Raw genomic sequence first — 17,409 nt, forward strand, 5'->3', positions numbered from 1 at the left:
GGGTCGCCGCCCGGCACCGCCGCGGCCCGCTCGCTACCGTGCCGCCCGTGGAGATCCGCGGGCTCGCCGTGCCGGACGGCTACGTGCTCGACCTGGTGCCGCACGGGGACGACCGCGGTCGCTTCACCGAGTGGTACCGGGCCGACGTCCTCGCCGCCGCCACCGGCTGGGCACTGCCGCTCGCGCAGGCCAACCACAGCGTGTCGGCCCGCGGGGTGCTGCGCGGCGTGCACTTCGCGCTCGTCCCACCCGGGCAGGCCAAGTACGTCTACTGCCCGGCGGGCCGGGTGCTCGACGTCGTCGTCGACGTCCGGGTCGGCTCCCCGACGTTCGGCGCGTCCGACGCCGTCGTGCTCGACGCCGAGCGTCCCCGCGCGGTCTTCCTGGCCGAGGGACTGGGCCACGCCTTCCTCGCCCTGGAGGACCGCTCCTCGGTCACTTACCTAGTCTCCTCGGGGTACTCCCCCGGCCGGGAGTTCGGGATCTCGCCGCTGGACCCCGACCTCGGGCTGCCGTGGCCCGCCGACGTCGAGGTGCGGCTCTCGGACAAGGACCGGGCCGCGCCGACGCTGGCGCAGGCCCGCGAGCAGGGCCTGCTGCCGACCATGGAGCAGTGCGCTGCCCGCTACGCGCAGCTGCGCGCGGGCGGCTAGTACTACAGCCGCATCTGTAGGCGTCGTTCTCTGGTTGCGTAGTGGCAGCGGCGGGCGCGGGCTTGGTGTCTGCGGCGCCATCGGGACCAGTGCAGGACCTGCTCGGAGGCCTGGTCGAGGTGCCAGACCAGGCGGGTGATGAGGTGGCGGATCTCGGGAATCGTCAACTCGGTCAGCTCGCCGCGGAGATCGCAGATCCCCTTTTTTCGCCGGCTGCGGCGGCGCGGGTGATGGTCAGGTAGGCGTGCGCGAGCATCGCCAGGGTGATGTGCCGGTACCAGGCGTCGTAGCGGCGGACCTGGTAGTGGTCCAGGCCGATCTCGCTCTTGGCGGTCTGGAAGGACTCCTCGATCGCCCACCGGCGGCCGGCGACGGCGATCAGGTCCTCCAGCGGGGTCTGCGGCGGGCAGAAGCACAGGTAGTGGGCCAGGTCGCCGTCGGTGAGCGGCCCAGTCCTCGACCTCGGCCACGGTGACATCCTCGGCCATCCAATGACCGTGATCCGCCCGATCGCCTCAGCTCCGCAGGCACGCCGAAGAGACGCGAAACAAGTGCGGCTGTAGTACTAGGAGAGCCCGCCGGGGTCCGGCGGCGGTCCGACCCGGCCGGGGCGGGGACGCAGCCGGAGGACGACGCGGCCGACGGCGACCGCGGGCCCGTAGGCGCGGCTGTCGTCGGTGACGAGCGGGTTGTCGCCCACCACCCAGACGCCGCCGTCGTCGAGGACCCGCTGCACCCGCTTGACCACGAGCAGGTCGGGGCGGGACGGGAAGCGGGCCAGCACGACGTCGCCCGGCCGCGCGGTCCCGGGGCGCGACCGGCGCACCAGCAGCCGGTCGCCGTGCCGCACCGTCGGCGTCATGGACGGGCCGCTCACCCGGGCCAGCACCCAGGCCGAGGGCAGCCCGGGGACCCCGCGCTCGGACGTGTCGGGTCTGATCACCGCGAGTAGGGTCGCAGACGACCAGATCCCGAGACACCGAGAGGCAGGGACATGCTGTTCAGCCGCCTGTTCTCCGCCGTGGAGGCCACCGCGCACTGCGACCTCCCGTGCGGCGTGTACGACCCGGCCCAGGCCCGCATCGAGGCGGAGTCCGTCAAGGCCATCCAGGAGAAGTACCAGGGCAACGAGGACCCGGTCTTCCGGATGCGCTGCGTGCTCATCAAGGAGCAGCGCGCCGACCTCGTCAAGCACCACCTGTGGGTGCTGTGGACCGACTACTTCAAGCCCCCGCACTTCGAGAAGTACCCGCAGCTGCACGAGCTGTTCAACAAGGCCACCAAGCAGGCCGGCGCGGCCGGTGGGAAGGGCAGCATGGACCCCGCGGAGGGCCAGAAGCTGCTCGACTACATCGCCGAGATCGACAAGATCTTCTGGGAGACCAAGGCCGCGGCCTGAGGGAGGACCTCCCTGCCCCCCACCGCTCGCAGGCTCGCGGCGGGGCCCGGCACGGGGGCCGTTCCAGGACGTCACAGACGGCAGCGGCCGGCGGGCACCTCGGTGCCCGCCGGCCGCTGCCGTGCACGGGCCCGGCGACGGGTCCCCGCGGCCCGTCCGGTCCGCGCCTCGACCGACCCACCCCGCACCCCGACGGGCACGACCCGGACGCCGGCGGACCGGACACGGTGTCCCTGTCGCTGTCCGGGGACGACGCCGAGACCCTCACCCGCTGGTTCGAGGCGCTGGCCGGGGGCGGGCAGGTCGACGTCCCCCTGGACGAGCAGGCGTGGGGCGACACCTCCGGTCAGGTCACCGACCGCTTCGGCCCGCGCTGGCTGGTCAACATCGCCACCCCCGCCGGCTGAGGGACCTCGCGGCCCGCCGGCGGCGATTCGGGCTGACTGCGGCCCGGTACCGTCTGACCTCGATGCGTATCGACCCGGCCGGGTGGCCGTTCATCACCGGGCCCCTGGCGCCCGCCGCCGTCCTCGCCGCCGCCGGACGGGCCGCCGGACGCCGCCCCGGACACCGCGGCCTCCGGCTGGCCGCCTGGCCGTTCCTGGCCCTGTCGGCCTACATGGCGCTGTTCTTCCGCGACCCCGAGCGGGACTGCGACCGCGTCGAGCCGCCGGCCGACGTCGTCGTCTCCCCCGCCGACGGGATGGTCATGGTCGCCGGGGAGCCCCAGGAGGGCGTCGCACCGGAACCGGCCCCCGTGGGTGGCTGGCAGCAGGTCAGCGTCTTCCTCTCCGTGGTCGACGTGCACGTCAACCGCTCCCCCCACCGGGGCGAGGTGGTGGAGAGCTCCTACCGCAGGGGCAGCTTCCTCGCTGCCTACCGGGCGGAGTCGGCGCACCGCAACGAGCGCAGCGAGCTGTGGCTGCGCGACGGCGACCGGACGCTCGTCGTCCGCCAGCTGGTCGGCGCGCTGGCCCGCCGCATCGTCACCCGCACCGGCGTCGGGCAGCACCTGGCCACCGGGGAGCGGTTCGGCCTGATGAAGTTCGGGTCGCGGATGGACGTCTTCCTGCCACCCGAGTGCACCCTGACCGTGCGCAAGGGGCAGCGCGTGCGCGGCGGCGAGACCGTCATCGCCCGCTGGCCCGCCGCCGGCTGAGGGGTCCCGGTGCCCAGTTCTGCCTCCGGCTCCGGCCGGCCCCAGACGCGGCGCACGGCCACCGTCGAGTTCGTGCGCGGCTCGGTGCGCGGCTCCCGCCGCCGGGCGCTCGCGACCCTGCCCAGCCTGTTCACGCTGGGCAACATGATGTGCGGCTTCGCCGCCATCCTGGTGTCCATCCGCGGCCAGTACACGCTCGCCGCGGTCCTCATCGGCCTGTCGGTGCTCTTCGACATCACCGACGGCGCGGTGGCCCGGCTGGTGGGCGCGGTGAGCTCCTTCGGCCTGCAGTTCGACTCCCTGGCCGACCTGGTCTCCTTCGGCCTGGCCCCGGCCCTGCTCGCGTTCACGCTGTTCTCCCAGGGCCGCGACGAGTGGGACCCGCTGGGCTGGGTGATCTGCTTCCTCTGGGTGGCCTGCGCGGCGATCCGGCTGGCCCGGTTCAACACGACCATCGACCCGACGGCGGACAAGCGCTACTTCACCGGGATGCCCAGTCCCGGCGCGGCCGGGGTCGTCCTGGCCTCGGTCTTCGCCTTCGGCGACCAGATGCAGGGCCGCGACCGGCTGTGGGTGCTGCTCATCGTCGCCGTGCCGGCGCTGCTCATGGTCAGCACCATCCGGTTCCGCTCGTTCCGCTCGCTGGTGAGCCCGAGGAGCGGGCGCCCCTACGGCCTGGTCGCCACCGCGGTGGCCCTCGTGATCGGCTTCGCCACCGTCCCGGTGGTCACCGGCTGCGTGCTGGCCTACGGCTACCTGCTCGCGCCGGTGCTGGTGCCCCTGGTCTCGCCGCTGGGCCGTCTCGTGCCCGAGCGGGTCCGGGAGGCGCTCACGTGACGGTCCGCCCGGTCGAGCCCGACGACGTCGCCGCCGTGGTGGGCCTGGTGCGCGAGCTGGCCGAGTACGAGCAGGCCGCGCACGAGGTGCGGCTCACCGAGGAGCAGCTGCACACGGCGCTGTTCGGCGGCTCCCCGGCCCTGTTCGGGCACGTCGCCCTCGGGCCGGACGGCGCCGTCGTCGGGGTGGCGCTGTGGTTCCTCAACTTCTCCACCTGGCGCGGCACCCACGGCGTGTACCTCGAGGACCTCTACGTCCAGCCCGCCCACCGCGGCGCGGGACTGGGCCGGGAGCTGCTGCGCACGCTGGCGGCCACCTGCGTCGAGCGCGGCTACGACCGGCTGGAGTGGTCGGTGCTCGACTGGAACGAGCCCGCCGTCGGGTTCTACCGGGCCGCGGGAGCCGTCCCGATGGACGAGTGGACCGTCTTCCGGCTCACCGACCGGGCACTCTCCGACGTCGCCGCCGACCGGCGTCCCTGAACCTCCCGCCCGACGCGCACCGGGCCGGTGCGGCAGGCTGGCGGCGTGAGCACCGAGCGCGCGCCGGCCGAGTGCTGGCTGACCGACATGGACGGCGTCCTCGTGCACGAGGGGCTGGCCCTCCCGGGGGCCGCCGACTTCCTGGCCCGCCTGGTCGACACCGGGCGCCGCTTCCTCGTCCTCACCAACAACTCGATCTTCACGCCGCGCGACCTGGCCGCCCGGCTGGCGCGCTCCGGGCTGCAGGTGCCGGAGGCGTCGATCTGGACCTCGGCCCTGGCGACGGCGGACTTCCTGTCCGGCCAGCTGCCCGGCGGCTCGGCCTACGTGATCGGCGAGGCCGGCCTGACCACCGCGCTGTACGAGGCCGGCTACACCCTCACCGACACCGACCCCGACTACGTGGTCCTGGGCGAGACCCGCACCTACTCCTTCGAGGCGATCACCCGCGCCATCCGGCTGATCGGCGCCGGCGCGCGGTTCATCGCCACCAACCCCGACGTCACCGGCCCCTCGCCGGAGGGGCCGCTGCCGGCCACCGGGTCGGTCGCCGCGCTGATCACCGAGGCCACCGGCGCGAAGCCCTACTTCGTCGGCAAGCCCAACCCGATGATGTTCCGCAGCGCCATGAACCGCATCGAGGCGCACTCGGAGAGCACGGTGATGATCGGTGACCGCATGGACACCGACGTCGTCGCCGGCATCGAGGCGGGCCTGGACACGATCCTGGTGCTCACCGGGTCGACGACCGCGGCCGACGTCGCCCGGTTCTCGTTCCGCCCGGGCAGGGTGCTCGACTCGATCGCCGACGTCGTCGACCTGGTGTAGCTCAGCGGTCGGAGAAGGCCAGCCGCGCCTCGGGCGTCATCAGCAGGTACAGCTCGGCGACGGCGAGGGCGATCAGCGGGATGCCCAGCAGCGGCTGCTGGCCGGGGAAGGCGGTGCTGTAGCCGAAGAGCCCGAGGAGGATCTGCAGGGCGACGACCGGCCCGCGCGACCACGCCGCCACCCGCCGCAGCCCCGCGGCGGCCACGGCGAGCGCTCCGCCGAACAGCCCGACGTAGACGACCTCGGCCAGGGCCCGGCCGACGCTGTCGGGCGAGCCGGTGAGGGTCAGCCACAGGACCACCAGCGCCGCGCCGAGCAGCAGCGCGGCCTCCACCGCGGCGACCAGCGCGGCTCGGCGGACGGCGGCCGGCGCCTCCCGCCCGGGCCGGCGGGCAGGGCGGGACGAGGGTGCGGCGGCTCCGCCGAGGAGCCGCTCGGCGCGGCTGGGGCGCCGCGCCCCGTCCTCCTCCGTCACACCGGTGAGGCTACGCGCCACCGGCCACGCCACGGCCGTCCGCGCCGGTCAGCGGCCAGCTGCGCTGGTTAGCCTGACCGTCATGCGTGCGCTCGTGGTGGCCAACCCCGCGGCGACGACGACGACCGGGCAGGTGCGCGACGTCCTCCTGGGCGCCCTGGCCGGCGAGTTCAAGGTCGACCTCGCGGAGACGACCCACCGCGGTCACGCCCGCGAGCTGGGCCGGCAGGCGCTGGCCGACGGCGTCGACGTCGTCGTCGCCCTCGGTGGCGACGGCACCGTCAACGAGGTGGTCAATGGGCTGCTGTCCGACGGCCCGGGCGCGCACGTCCCCACGCTGGCCGTCGTCCCCGGCGGCTCGACCAACGTCTTCTCCCGCGCGCTGGGACGTTCGCGTGACCCGGTCGAGGCCACCGGCGAGATCCTCGCCTCGCTGCGGTCCGGCCGGACGCGGCGGGTCTCGCTGGGCACCGCCAGCGCCTCCGGCACGAGCGGCGCGACGCTCGGCGGCGGGGACCCCGCGGTCGCGGCGGCCCGCGCCGCGACCGACGCCGCGACCGACGCCGCGGCCGGCGGGGGGTGGACCGAGCCGCGCTGGTTCGTCTTCGCCGCGGGCATGGGCTTCGACGCCGACGTCATCGCCCGCGTGGAGGCGCAGCGGGCCCGCGGCCGCCGGTCCACCGGGTCCCTCTACGTCCGCGAGGCCGCGCGCACCTTCGTGCTCGGGCGGGAGCGGCGCCGCCCCGCCATGACCCTGTCCCTGCCCGGCGAGGCCGACCTCGACGGGCTGTTCCTCTGCCTGGTGTCCAACGTCAGCCCCTGGACCTACCTGGGGTCCCGGCCGGTCAACCCGAGCCCCGAGGCGTCCTTCGACGCCGACCTCGACGTCTTCGCCCTCGGCCGCACGGGCGTGCTGCGGATGCTGCACCGCTCGCGGCAGGTCCTGGCCCGCCGGCCAGACGCCCGCGGCCGGGGTGTGCACCGCCGGCACTCCGTCGCCGGGCTGACCCTGACCGCCTCGCGGCCGCAGGGCTGGCAGCTCGACGGCGACCACCTGGGCACGGCGACCGGCCTGCACGTGCGGTCGGTGCCCGCCGCCCTCTCCGTCGTCGCCTAGGGACACCCCCGACCCTCCCGCCCGCGGACCCCTGCGCGGAGGCCGGGAAGCACGCCGGCCGGGTCGTGTCAACCACCTCGGCGGTGTCGAGTGGCGGCCCTAGCACGCGCGTGGTGAGCTTGCTCACGAGGGGTCGAGACAGGACCTCTGTGCGCTTGACACGCGTCCCTCAGGTGAAAACATCGCGAGAGGAACGCAACCTGCCGGTAACAAGCGGCGGGTGGTCGCTGGAACGAGGCGCTGGGGAACCGGTGTCGCCTGCGCGAGCGGCCCGACGTCAGCGATCTGCAGCACCGACCGTAGCCGACACCGAGGAGTACACCGACATGGACTGGCGCCACCGCGCGCTCTGCCGGGACGAGGACCCCGAGCTGTTCTTCCCCATCGGGACGACCGGCCCCGCCCTCGTGCAGATCGAGCAGGCCAAGGCGGTGTGTGGCCGCTGTCCGGTCGTCCAGTCCTGCTTGGACTGGGCGCTGAGCGCAGGCCAGGACTCCGGCGTCTGGGGCGGGCTCTCCGAGGACGAACGGCGCGCGCTCAAGCGCCGTCAGTCCCGCGCCCGCATCCGCGCCTGAGCCCCACCACACAGCACGCGCCGACGACACGAGGCCGGTCCCCCGTCGGGGGGCCGGCCTCGTGTCGTCGGCGCACCTACCGCCGGGGTCGCGCGGCGCCGGGGACGTCGAGGACCACCTCCGTGCCGGGCCGGCCCGGGCCCGGCGGCTGCGCCGGCGTCGTCATGCGCAGCGAGCCCCCGAGCTCGCTGGTGACCAGCGTCCGCACGATCTGCAGGCCCAGACCGTCGCTGGCCGCCGGGTCGAAGTCCTCCGGCAGCCCCTGCCCGTCGTCGCGCACGCGCACCACCAGGTCGTCGCCGTCCCGCTCGGCCACCAGCTCGATCGAGCCGGGCTGGCCGTCGGCGGGGAAGGCGTGCTCGGCGGCGTTGTGCAGCAGCTCGGTCACCGCCATCACCAGCGGCGTGGCGGTCGCAGCCGGCAGCTCGCCGAAGGCACCCACCCGCCGCGTGCGCGCCGCCGGGCCGATCGAGGTGAGGTCTCCGAGCATCGGCAGCACCCGGTCGAGCACGTCGTCGACGTCGACGACGTCCTCCCGGCCGCCGGCCAGCGTCTCGTGCACGACGGCGATCGAGGCCACCCGGCGCACCGACTCCTCGAGCGCCGCGCGCGCGGCCGGCTCGGTCATCCGCCGGGCCTGCAGCCGCAGCAGCGCGGCGACGGTCTGCAGGTTGTTCTTCACCCGGTGGTGGATCTCCCGGATGGTGGCGTCCTTGGTCAGCAGGGCCCGGTCGCGGCTGCGCAGGTCGGTGACGTCGCGGACGAGCACCAGGGCGCCCTCCTCGGCGCCGGGTGCCTGCAGCGGCAGTGCCCGCACCAGCAGCGTGGCCGTGTCGCCCTCGACGTCCATCGGGTCGGGGAACCGGCCGCCCACCGCCGCGGCGATGCCCGCCGCGACCGCCTCGCCGGCCACCCGGTCGGCGGCCGCCGCGCGCGTCAGGCGCGCCAGGTCGGCGCCGACGAGGTCGCCGGTCACCCCCAGCCGCCGGTAGGCCGACAGGGCGTTGGGGCTGGCGTACACGGCGCGGCCGGCGGCGTCCAGGCGCACGAGCCCGTCGCCGACCCGCGGGCTCATCTCGCCGCCGAGCAGCTTCTCCGGTGGGAAGGTGCCGGCCGAGACCATGAGGCAGAGGTCGGCGGCGATGTCGAGGTAGGTCAGCTCCAGCGTCGACGGCGACCGCGTGACGGCCAGGTTCGTGTCCTTGACCAGCACGGCGACGACGACGCCGTCGTGCCGCACCGGGATGACCTCCCGGCGGCGGGGGTGGGCGCCCGACCAGTCCGGGTCGCCCTCGGTCACCGGCCGGCCCTCGCGGTGGGCCACGCGGAACGGGTCGGCCCCGGGGCCCTCGACCTCGCTGCCGACGAGGTCCTCGGGCTGGCTGGTGGGAGCGGTGAGCGGGCGCACCTGGGCCACGCACCACCAGGCGCCGGTGCGCAGCGGGACCCACAGCGTGAGGTCGGCGAAGGCCAGGTCGGCCAGCAGCTGCCAGTCGGCCACGAGCCGCCGGGCGTGGTCGACCTGCGAGGGGGCGGTCGCCGAGCCACGGTGCAGGCGTTCGGAGAGGGTGCTCATCGTGCCCCGAGCGTAGGTGGCCTGCCCGCAGGGTCCCGCCGCGAGCCTGCGGGCGCCGGGGGGCGGGGAGGTCCTCTCCCTAGGCTGGCCACCCGTGGCTCTCCCCTCCCCCGCTCCGCCCCCCGTGACCGTCGAGGACGCCGTGCTCGCCGACTTCCCGGCCATCGCGGCGCTCACCGTCGGCGTGTACCGCGACGAGGGGCTGGCCTCGGACGCCTACCTGCCGCAGCTCGCCGACGTCGAGGGCCGCGCCGGCCGGTCGCAGCTGCTCGTGGCCCGGGTGGGCCGTCACCTGGTCGGCGCGGTGGCCCTGGTCCTCGAGGGCGACTTCGGCGAGACCACCGAGTCGGAGGACGAGGCGGCGTTCCGGATGCTCGTCGTCGACCCCGGCGCGCGGGGGCGCGGCGTCGGGGAGCTGCTGGTCACCGAGTGCCTGGCGCGGGCGCGGGCGGCCGGCAAGCGGCGGGTGGTGCTCTCCACCGACCCGGTGATGACCGCCGCGCACCGGCTCTACGCCCGGCTCGGCTTCACCCGGCTGCCCGGGCGCGACTGGGCCCCGCAGCCGGGCATCGACCTGCTGGTCTACGCGCTCGACCTCTGAACAGCCCGCTCAGCTCCGGGCGCGGGCCGCTCCGCTGCGGGGCCGGGCCGGACGGCGGGGCGCGGGGGCGGCCGGCGGGGCCTCCGGCGGCGCCACGCCCGCCGCGGCGGCGAGGGCGTCGAGGTCGTCGAGGACGTCGCCGAGCAGCACGTCGACGTCCGGCAGCAGCTCGGCGCACGAGACCAGGCCCCAGTCGAGGCGGTCGAGGTAGCTCTGCACCGTGATGTTGAGGCCCTGGCCCTCGATGATGGTCGAGACCGGGTAGTAGTGCTCCAGCCGCGCGCCGGCGGCGTAGAGCGGGGTGCGCGGGCCGGGCACGTTGGAGATGACGAGGTTGCCCGGCGCCAGCCGCGAGCCCAGGCGCAGCCGGGCGGCCAGCCGCATCGCCCGCGCGAAGACCGCCGGCGGCGGGAACTCGGCGAAGTCGGTGAGCCGCTCGGCGGGGAGCGCGGAGAAGAGCTCCTTGCTCGTGGACATCGCCTCGTGCACGCGCCGGACCCGCTGGACCGGATCGGGCTCGTCGGTGGGCAGGACGGCCGAGAGCATCGACACCCGGTTGGTCCAGCGGTCGGTCTCCTCCCCGGTCCGCACCGAGACCGGGACGAGCGCCACGAGCGGGTCGGTGGGCAGTGCCCCGCGGCGGTCGAGGAAGGTGCGCAGCCCGCCGGCGCACGCGGCCATGACGACGTCGTTGACGGTGACGCCGAGGGCCGACTTCACCTGCTTGACCACGTCGAGCGACGTCGACCGGATGGCGAGCTTCCGGTGCGGGGTCACGGGTCCGTTGAACGGTGTGCGCGGCGGCCGGACGCTGGGCAGCGGTGGCGGCTGGTCGGGCTCCTCGGGGCGGGAGCGGCCGAGGTTGAGCACCGTGCCCAGCGGGCCGCGCAGGCTCCGGCGGACGTCGTTGGCGGCCCGCACCAGCACCGGGTTGCGCGTCGCCCGGCCGATCTCCCGGGCGCTCCACGCGGCGAGCAGCACCCCTCGCGCGGGCTTGCGGGCCAGGCCGAGCGCGCCGCGGGCCAGCATCTCCAGGTCGCCGGGCGGCCGCTCGGGCGTCCACGGCTCGGTCTCCGGCGGCACGGTGCCGCCCTCGGGACGGTCGTCGAGCATCAGCGTCATCAGCTCCACGCCGGACGCCCCGTCGATCGTGGCGTGGTGGACGATCGTCAGGACGGCGAACCGGCGGTCGGCCAGGCCCTCGATGACGTAGGACAGCCACAGCGGCTTGCGCCGGTCCAGCGGCCGCGAGACCAGGCGGGCGGCCAGCGCCGCGAGCTGGTCGTCGGTGCCCGGCGGTGGGACGGCCGTGTGCCGCACGTGGAAGTCGAGGTCGAAGGCGGGGTCGGCCACCCAGTACGGGTGGTCCAGGCCCAGGGGCACCTCGGCCAGGCGCCGGCGCAGCGGCTCGAGCAGGTGCAGCCGCTGCTGCAGCTGGGCCCGCCAGGCGTCGTAGGGCCGGTAGTCCGGGTCGTCCGGGCGGGAGTAGACCGACACGCTCGAGACGTGGCCGAACTGCGCGGAGGTCTCGAGGTGCAGGAACGTCGCGTCGAGCCCCGACAGCTGTTTCATCGTCCCTGCCCCTCGCGTCGGCGGCGGGGACCACGGACCGCGCCCCACCCGCGACGCGCCCCGGGTGGCCCCCGGAGTGTGCAGGAGTGTGCCAGGAGTCACACTCCTGCGTGCGAGACGAGCGCCCCCGGCGCCCGGAGGTGGGTGCCGCGCCGTCCCGGCACACGGACGGGGACGAGGACACGACATGGGCACAGCGCCACCGCTCCACCGGGCACCGGCCGGGGATGCTCCCCCGTGGACCGGCGCCTCCCCGGTCGTCGCGCTGCTGGCGGCGCAGCGGCCGTGGCGGGAGATGGCCGCCCTCCTGCGCTCCCCCGTGTGGCGCGGCCGGGACGTCCCGGACGGCGGCGGCCTGCCGGTGCTGCTCGTGCCCGGCTTCCTGGCCGGCGACCCGTCGCTGTCGGTGCTGGAGCGCTGGCTGCGCGCCCGGGGCTACCGGACGTGCACCTCGCAGATCCGCGCCAACGTCGACTGCACCCGCGCAGCGGTCGAGCGCCTGGAGCGCCGCCTGATCGAGTTCACCGACCGGACGGGGCGGCCCGCGGCGATCGTCGGCCAGAGCCGGGGCGGACTGTTCGCCAAGCTCATGGCCGTGCGCCGGCCCGACCGCGTCAGCGGGATCGTGACCCTGGGCAGCCCGAACGTCGACCACATGGCGATCAACCCGCTCGTCGCCGCTCAGGTGCGGCTGGTCGCCGCGCTGGGCACCGCGGGTGTCCCGGGTCTGTTCCACGACGACTGCCTGCAGGGCGGGTGCGCCGGCGAGCTCGCCGAGGAGCTGACCCGGCCCTTCCCCGCCGGCGTCCCGTACGTCTCGGTCTACTCGCGCAGCGACTGGGTGGTCGACTGGCACGCCTGCGTCGACCCGGACGCCGACAACGTCGAGGTCGACTCCAGCCACATCGGCATGGGCGTCCACCCGGGGGTCTACGGGATCCTCGGGCAGCGGCTGGCCGAGCTGGCCGGGCGGACCCCCGCGCGGCTCGGCGGAGCCGGCTGAGGATGCCGGCTGACGGACCCGGCTGACGGAGCCGAGCGGCCTGGGCGCGCCGGGAGCCGCGCGGCTCAGCCGTCGACGACGGTGGCGATGAGGTCGCCCTCCTGGAGCACCTCGCCCTCGACCACGTGCAGCTCCTGCACGACGCCGGCGAGCTCGGTGAGGACGGGGATCTCCATCTTCATCGACTCGAGGATCACCAGCGTGTCTCCCGCGGAGACCTCGGCACCCGGCGCGACCAGGACCTTCCAGACGCTGGAGACCATCTCGGCGTGGATCTCCTCGACGGCCACGGACCACTCCTCTCCGACCGGGAGTCCCATCCAAGCAGGCGGCCCCTCCCGGCTCCTGTCCCGAGCAGGTGGCTCCCGTACCGGGTCCCGCCACGGACCGCGTCCTCCCCGGTGGGGAGACCGGCCCTCCGTCAGCTCCCGGGTGCGCAGTCCCCGTCGGCGAGCCGGTCGAGCACCGCGCACACCTCCGCGCCGTCGTGCGGGACACCCGTCTCCGGGAGCCCGGCGAGGGCGGCGCCGGCGGCCCGGGCGGCGGTGGCGGTGTCGGCGGCCCCGGCGCTCACCGTGGCCAGCAGCGCGTCGTACCAGCCGTCGAGGCGGTCGCCGGGGTCGTAGCCGCTGACCGCCACGACCTCGGTCTGGCCGGTGGTGCCGCGCAGCCGGCCGGAGTCCGGCAGCGGGCCGGTCACCCGGCCGGCCCGCCCGGGGGGCAGCGTGGCGCGCAGCTGGACGGCGACGGCGGCGCGGGGAGGGTGGTCGTCACGGACCCGCCGGCGCGGCGCGCGCTCCCCGGCGGCCGCGGCCAGCGCCAGGTCGACGGCGTCGACCCGGTGCGCCCGCTCCAGGACCGACACGTCGAGGGAGAAGCCGGCCGCGACCTCACCGAGCTCGCCGTCCTCGGAGACCCCCACGGTCACCAGCCCCCGCCAGCCCACCTCGGCCAGCCGCTTGGCCCCCGGCGGGACCTCCCCGCCCGGGTCGGGCGTCCAGGAGACCCGGGCGATGCCCGCGGCGCGGTCGCGGGCCACCGGCGTGGTGAACTGCAGGCCGTCCTCGGTGACCAGGGCGAGCAGTCCGTGCTCGCTGGCCGGCTCCACGCCGTCGCCCCCGAGCCGCTCGAGCACCTCGGCCGGCGGTCCGACCCAGGTCAGCCCGGCGGCGGTCACCTCGCCGGCCAGGGCGGCGTTGCCGGCCAGCGCCGGTGGCACGGGCAGGACGGCGGCCACGCCGCTGCGGCGGGCGGCCTCGACGATCCGGTCGACGGCCAGGTAGGACTCGGCGGCCGGGGCCGGCCCGAGCAGCACCGCGTCGTCGGCGAGCCGCACGTGGCGGGCCGACCGCTCGGCCTCGGAGTAGACGGCCACCGCCTTGACCCCGAGGCGGGTGCAGGCAGCGACCACCGCGCAGGCGGCGGGCCCCCGCCCCGCCACGAGCACGCTCTCGATCCCGTGCTGGGCCACGTCCGCGCGTCCTCCCGTCCGGTGCCGGGGTCGGCTCCCCCGGCCTCCCTGCATGGTGCTCCTCGGGACCGACACCCGCCGCACCGGCCGGGGGCGACTCCCCCGGCTGTGGGACCCTGGGGGCAGAACCGGCGGTCCCCGCCGACCCACCCGACGACGAGGAGAGGAGGGCAGCGATGTCCAAGCGTGGACGCAAGCGGCGCTCCCGCAAGGGGAACAAGGCCAACCACGGCAAGCGCCCCAACGCCTGAAGCCACGAGCGCCTGAAGCCACGAGCGCCTGAAGCCACGAGGCCCCGCTCCGGAGATCCGGAGCGGGGCCTCGTCGTGGGGCTCCCTCAGTCCTCGGACCAGTCGGTCCGCACGACCTCGGTGCTCACCTGCTCGACGCTGACGTGCGTGCCGTCCTCCTCGAACGAGACGGTGGTCAGCTGCATCTTGATGCGGTCCTTGAGGCCGATCGGCGGCTTGTCCCCGCCGCAGCGGCGCCGGACCAGGGCCTTGAACTCCTGCTCGATGCCGAACTCCCGCAGACACCCGGAGCAGTCCTCGAGGTGCTCGGCGATGACCGCGCGGCGGGCGTCGTCGGTCTCGTGGTCGAGGAACTCGAAGACGTGGGACAGGACGTCGTCGCACGAGGAGATCTCGGCCGGGTGCTCCTGCTCGGCGCTCACGACCCGGTCCCCTCTCCGGCGCCCGCGCGGACGAAGCCGCGCTCGCGGGCGTAGTCGGCCAGCAGCTTCTGCAGCCCCCGCCGGCCGCGGTGCAGCCGGGACATCACCGTGCCGATGGGCGTGCCCATGATCTCGGCGATCTCCTTGTAGGCGAAGCCCTCGACGTCGGCGAGGTACACCGCCAGCCGGAAGTCCTCGGGCAGCTGCTGCAGGGCGTCCTTGATGTCGGAGTCCGGCAGGTGGTCCAGCGCCTCGATCTCGGCCGAGCGCAGGCCGCTGGAGCTGTGCTCCTCGGCGGCGTAGAGCTGCCAGTCCTGCACCTGGTCGGTGGGGTACTGCTGCGGCTGGCGCTGCTTCTTGCGGTAGCTGTTGATGTAGGTGTTGGTCAGGATCCGGTACAGCCAGGCCTTGAGGTTGGTCCCCTCGGCGAACTGGTGGAACGCGGAGTAGGCCTTGACGAACGTCTCCTGGACCAGGTCCTCGGCGTCGGCGGGGTTGCGGGTCATCCGCAGCGCCGCCGGGTAGAGCTGGTCGAGGTAGGGCAGCGCGTCGCGCTCGAACCGGGCGTCGCGCTCGGCGCGGGTCTCGGCGACCTCCGTGCGGCTACCGCCCTCGCGGGCCTCGGGCACGTCCACCGGAGCCCCGACGGCCCGTCCCTGCGGGGTCTCGACGGGCTCGACGGCGGGGCTCCCGCCCGCGGACTCCTCAGGCACCGACCGTCCTCTCTGCGGCGCCCGGAGGCGGGCGACCACATCGGACGATCCTAGTCGCGCGGCGTCGGGACGGCCCGGGGGCCGCCGGTGCGGAGCGCGGGTCCGCGCGCTCGAGACGGTGCTGCTCACGGTCCCTGCAACCGCGCCGGCGACGGCGCGCATTCCCGGGCCGGCCGGCTCGGCGGCGACCGCCCGACGACGTCGCTACGCTCCCGGCCCGTGGCGGCGACCCCCGCGGTGCGGACCCTGGAGCGGGCGCGGGTGGCACACACCCTGCACCCCTACGACCCCGAGCACCCGAGCGACCAGGGGCACGGCGAGGCGGCGGTGGCCGCGCTCGGCGCCGATCCGCGGCGGGTGTTCAAGACCCTGGTCACCCGGGTCGACGGTGCGCTGACCGTGGCCGTCGTCCCGGTCAGCGGGAACCTGGACCTCAAGGCGCTGGCGGCGGCAGCGGGCGGGCGGAGGGCGACCATGGCCGACCCGGCCGACGCCGAGCGCACGACCGGCTACGTCGTCGGCGGGATCAGCCCGCTCGGCCAGCGCAAGGCGCTGCCGACGGTGGTCGACGAGTCGGCGCTGGCGTTCCCCACGGTCATGGTCAGCGCCGGCCGCCGCGGGCTGCAGGTGGAGCTGCCGCCGGCCGACCTGGTCCGCCTGACCCGCGCCCGCACCGCACCCATCGGCCGCTGAGGGCCACCGTGATCACGGCGCCGTGACCACTCCGGCGACCTGCACGGTGGTCACGCCGCCATGATCGCGGGCAGACGGGCTCAGGATCCGGGGGCGCCGTAGGGGGTGAGCAGCTGGTCGACGGGAGCGGCGTCGTCGGTGAGCACCTGCGCGTCGCCGGCGAAGGCGGCCACCTCCTCCTCCGGGGCGACCTGCCAGGTCGAGCCCTGCGCCCGCAGGGCCGCGGCGAGGGCGGCGGTGTCCAGCGGCCGGGGCGAGGCGACGGCGATCAGGTTGCCGCCGTCCTCCCCGGCCAGCACCGGCGCGCGGGCCAGCAGCAGCACGTGCGGCCACACCTGGCGCATCGTGGCCAGCTCCGCGCGGACGAAGGCCAGCGGCGGGTGGTCGATGAGGTTGGCGACGTAGACGCCGTCGTCGGTGAGCGCGCGGTCGACCAGCTCCAGCGCCTCCACCGTGGTGAGCTGCCACGGCACCGACAGCCCCCCGAAGGCGTCGCCGACGACGAGGTCGCGCTCCCCCGCCGGCTCGGCGGCCAGCCCGACCCGCGCGTCGCCGACCCGTACCTGCAGGTCGGGCGAGGTCTGCAGGCCCAGCTGCGCGCGGTCGATCCCGACCACGCCGGGGTCGACCTCCAGCACCCGGCTCCGCGTGCCGGGCCGGACCGCGGCGAGGTAGCGCGGCACGGTCAGCCCGCCGCCGCCCAGGTGCAGCGCCGACAGCGGCTCCCCGGCCGGGGCCGTCGCGTCGGTGACGGCGGCGACGGCCTGCACGTACGCGAACTCCAGGTGCGTGGGGTCGGCGAGGTCGACGTAGCTGTGCCGCAGCGTGTCGAGCAGCAGCACCCGCCCGGTCGCGCGCTCGGGATCGGCCACGACGCGGGCGCAGTGGTAGGCCGTCTCCTCCTCGCACGGCGTCGGGGCCACCGCCGCCAGCAGCGTCCCGCCCACGGCGAGCAGCAGCAGCGCCGCCGGCAGCCGGCCGGCCGACCCCGGCGCCCGGCGGCGCAGCAGCACGAAGACGGCGACCCCGGCGACGGCGGTGACCAGCCCGGTGCCCACGAGGATGCCGCTGCTCGGGAAGACGGCGATGAGCAGGAACCCGGTGACGAAGGTGGCCGCGATCCCGCCGAGGGTCCCGATGCCCGACAGCCGCCCGACCACCGATCCGGTCTCGGCCAGGCTGGCCAGCTGCAGCTTGACCACCATCGGCGGCACCGCCGAGAGCAGCGACGCCGGCACCACGATCGCGACGGCGGCCAGCAGCAGCACACTGCCGGCGTCGGCGCCGGTGAGCAGCGACCCGGCGAAGCGCACCAGCGGCAGGACGGCGACCACCAGCGCGCCGCCGGCCACGAGCAGCGGCGCGATCAGCTGCCGCGGGTCGCGGCGGTCGGCGGTCGCGCCGCCGGCCCACGCGCCGATGGCGATGGCGGCCAGCGCGAACCCGATGACGGCGGTGTTGGTCTGCAGGGTGATGCCGACGTAGGGCGCGATCAGCCGCAGCCCGACGATCTCGAGCACCAGCACGGCACCGGAGGCCAGGAACGTGACGCCGGCGGCCACCCAGCCGGGCAGCACGGCCC

At 75.5% G+C, this 17,409-nt stretch carries 22 protein-coding genes and 1 pseudogene; 13 read left to right on the top strand and 10 right to left on the bottom strand.

Annotation, left to right across the window (positions count from 1 at the left end):
- The first annotated feature begins 47 nt into the window (after positions 1–47).
- Positions 48–653, top strand: coding sequence for a dTDP-4-dehydrorhamnose 3,5-epimerase family protein (locus tag ACU616_RS03170; RefSeq protein ID WP_446757041.1), 606 nt, complete (start codon positions 48–50; stop codon positions 651–653).
- Positions 654–825: 172 nt separating this feature from the next.
- Here the strand turns inward: ACU616_RS03170 and ACU616_RS03175 are convergent.
- A pseudogene (locus tag ACU616_RS03175) lies at positions 826–1,044 on the bottom strand (IS701 family transposase); the annotation flags it as partial.
- Positions 1,045–1,218: 174 nt separating this feature from the next.
- The gene (locus tag ACU616_RS03180) at positions 1,219–1,596 is read right to left on the bottom strand and encodes a S24/S26 family peptidase (RefSeq protein ID WP_446757042.1); all 378 of its coding nucleotides are present in this window, start codon (positions 1,594–1,596) and stop codon (positions 1,219–1,221) included.
- Between the two features lie 51 nt (positions 1,597–1,647).
- On the opposite strand from ACU616_RS03180, the gene sodN reads away from it, so the two are divergent.
- The 6 genes from sodN to ACU616_RS03210 all read left to right on the top strand — a co-directional run bounded on the left by sodN (position 1,648) and on the right by ACU616_RS03210 (position 5,358).
- Positions 1,648–2,052, top strand: coding sequence for a superoxide dismutase, Ni (gene sodN, locus ACU616_RS03185; protein WP_446757043.1), 405 nt, complete (start codon positions 1,648–1,650; stop codon positions 2,050–2,052).
- Between the two features lie 227 nt (positions 2,053–2,279).
- On the top strand, positions 2,280–2,459 hold the full coding sequence (locus tag ACU616_RS03190; protein WP_446757044.1) for a hypothetical protein: 180 nt from the start codon (positions 2,280–2,282) through the stop codon (positions 2,457–2,459).
- A gap of 62 nt (positions 2,460–2,521) precedes the next feature.
- Positions 2,522–3,211, top strand: a complete 690-nt coding sequence (locus ACU616_RS03195; protein ID WP_446757045.1) for a phosphatidylserine decarboxylase — start codon at positions 2,522–2,524, stop codon at positions 3,209–3,211.
- A 9-nt stretch (positions 3,212–3,220) separates the two neighbouring features.
- Positions 3,221–4,048, top strand: a complete 828-nt coding sequence (gene pssA, locus ACU616_RS03200; RefSeq protein WP_446757046.1) for a CDP-diacylglycerol--serine O-phosphatidyltransferase — start codon at positions 3,221–3,223, stop codon at positions 4,046–4,048.
- Complete coding sequence (locus tag ACU616_RS03205; protein ID WP_446757047.1) at positions 4,045–4,530, top strand: N-acetyltransferase family protein; 486 nt, start codon at positions 4,045–4,047, stop codon at positions 4,528–4,530. The genes pssA and ACU616_RS03205 overlap by 4 nt, the downstream gene beginning before the upstream one ends.
- A gap of 45 nt (positions 4,531–4,575) precedes the next feature.
- Positions 4,576–5,358, top strand: coding sequence for an HAD-IIA family hydrolase (locus ACU616_RS03210; protein WP_446757048.1), 783 nt, complete (start codon positions 4,576–4,578; stop codon positions 5,356–5,358).
- Position 5,359: 1 nt separating this feature from the next.
- Here the strand turns inward: ACU616_RS03210 and ACU616_RS03215 are convergent, their stop codons facing one another.
- Positions 5,360–5,833, bottom strand: a complete 474-nt coding sequence (locus ACU616_RS03215) for a hypothetical protein (protein WP_446757049.1) — start codon at positions 5,831–5,833, stop codon at positions 5,360–5,362.
- A gap of 82 nt (positions 5,834–5,915) precedes the next feature.
- On the opposite strand from ACU616_RS03215, the gene ACU616_RS03220 reads away from it, so the two are divergent.
- Together ACU616_RS03220 and ACU616_RS03225 are read left to right on the top strand one after the other, a co-directional pair.
- A complete protein-coding gene (locus ACU616_RS03220; RefSeq protein ID WP_446757050.1) occupies positions 5,916–6,950 on the top strand; it encodes a diacylglycerol/lipid kinase family protein in 1,035 nt (344 codons plus the stop codon).
- A gap of 326 nt (positions 6,951–7,276) precedes the next feature.
- On the top strand, positions 7,277–7,525 hold the full coding sequence (locus tag ACU616_RS03225) for a WhiB family transcriptional regulator (RefSeq protein ID WP_446757051.1): 249 nt from the start codon (positions 7,277–7,279) through the stop codon (positions 7,523–7,525).
- A 76-nt stretch (positions 7,526–7,601) separates the two neighbouring features.
- Here the strand turns inward: ACU616_RS03225 and ACU616_RS03230 are convergent, their stop codons facing one another.
- Complete coding sequence (locus ACU616_RS03230) at positions 7,602–9,101, bottom strand: sensor histidine kinase (protein ID WP_446757052.1); 1,500 nt, start codon at positions 9,099–9,101, stop codon at positions 7,602–7,604.
- Positions 9,102–9,195: 94 nt separating this feature from the next.
- Between ACU616_RS03230 and ACU616_RS03235 the strand changes: the two genes are divergently transcribed.
- Positions 9,196–9,702, top strand: a complete 507-nt coding sequence (locus ACU616_RS03235) for a GNAT family N-acetyltransferase (protein ID WP_446757053.1) — start codon at positions 9,196–9,198, stop codon at positions 9,700–9,702.
- Positions 9,703–9,711: 9 nt separating this feature from the next.
- Here the strand turns inward: ACU616_RS03235 and ACU616_RS03240 are convergent, their stop codons facing one another.
- Positions 9,712–11,274, bottom strand: a complete 1,563-nt coding sequence (locus tag ACU616_RS03240; RefSeq protein WP_446757054.1) for a WS/DGAT/MGAT family O-acyltransferase — start codon at positions 11,272–11,274, stop codon at positions 9,712–9,714.
- 187 nt (positions 11,275–11,461) lie between these two features.
- Here ACU616_RS03240 and ACU616_RS03245 point away from each other — a divergent pair, with 187 nt between their 5' ends.
- Positions 11,462–12,277, top strand: coding sequence for an esterase/lipase family protein (locus ACU616_RS03245; protein WP_446757055.1), 816 nt, complete (start codon positions 11,462–11,464; stop codon positions 12,275–12,277).
- 65 nt (positions 12,278–12,342) lie between these two features.
- Here ACU616_RS03245 and ACU616_RS03250 read toward each other — a convergent pair whose 3' ends face one another.
- Positions 12,343–12,567 carry a biotin/lipoyl-binding carrier protein gene (locus ACU616_RS03250; protein WP_446757056.1) on the bottom strand — a complete coding sequence of 75 codons (225 nt, stop codon included), beginning with the start codon at positions 12,565–12,567 and terminating at the stop codon, positions 12,343–12,345.
- Positions 12,568–12,698: 131 nt separating this feature from the next.
- Entirely contained in the window at positions 12,699–13,748 is a 1,050-nt protein-coding gene (locus tag ACU616_RS03255; protein ID WP_446757057.1) for a biotin carboxylase N-terminal domain-containing protein, read from the bottom strand.
- A gap of 176 nt (positions 13,749–13,924) precedes the next feature.
- Here ACU616_RS03255 and ACU616_RS03260 point away from each other — a divergent pair, with 176 nt between their 5' ends.
- Complete coding sequence (locus ACU616_RS03260) at positions 13,925–13,999, top strand: 50S ribosomal protein bL37 (RefSeq protein ID WP_014377707.1); 75 nt, start codon at positions 13,925–13,927, stop codon at positions 13,997–13,999.
- Between the two features lie 86 nt (positions 14,000–14,085).
- On the opposite strand, the gene rsrA is transcribed toward ACU616_RS03260, so the two are convergent.
- Together rsrA and ACU616_RS03270 are read right to left on the bottom strand one after the other, a co-directional pair.
- The gene (gene rsrA / locus ACU616_RS03265; protein WP_446757058.1) at positions 14,086–14,421 is read right to left on the bottom strand and encodes a mycothiol system anti-sigma-R factor; all 336 of its coding nucleotides are present in this window, start codon (positions 14,419–14,421) and stop codon (positions 14,086–14,088) included.
- Positions 14,418–15,134 (bottom strand): sigma-70 family RNA polymerase sigma factor, encoded by a 717-nt coding sequence (locus ACU616_RS03270; protein WP_446757059.1) that lies wholly within the window; start codon positions 15,132–15,134, stop codon positions 14,418–14,420. Before ACU616_RS03270 ends, rsrA begins: the two co-directional genes overlap by 4 nt.
- Positions 15,135–15,353: 219 nt before the next feature.
- On the opposite strand from ACU616_RS03270, the gene ybaK reads away from it, so the two are divergent.
- Positions 15,354–15,827 carry a Cys-tRNA(Pro) deacylase gene (ybaK, locus tag ACU616_RS03275; RefSeq protein ID WP_446757060.1) on the top strand — a complete coding sequence of 158 codons (474 nt, stop codon included), beginning with the start codon at positions 15,354–15,356 and terminating at the stop codon, positions 15,825–15,827.
- 80 nt (positions 15,828–15,907) lie between these two features.
- Here ybaK and ACU616_RS03280 read toward each other — a convergent pair whose 3' ends face one another.
- Positions 15,908–17,404, bottom strand: a complete 1,497-nt coding sequence (locus ACU616_RS03280) for a fused MFS/spermidine synthase (protein WP_446757061.1) — start codon at positions 17,402–17,404, stop codon at positions 15,908–15,910.
- Between the last annotated feature and the right edge of the window lie 5 nt (positions 17,405–17,409).

This window comes from Geodermatophilus sp. URMC 62 (genome assembly GCF_052931475.1).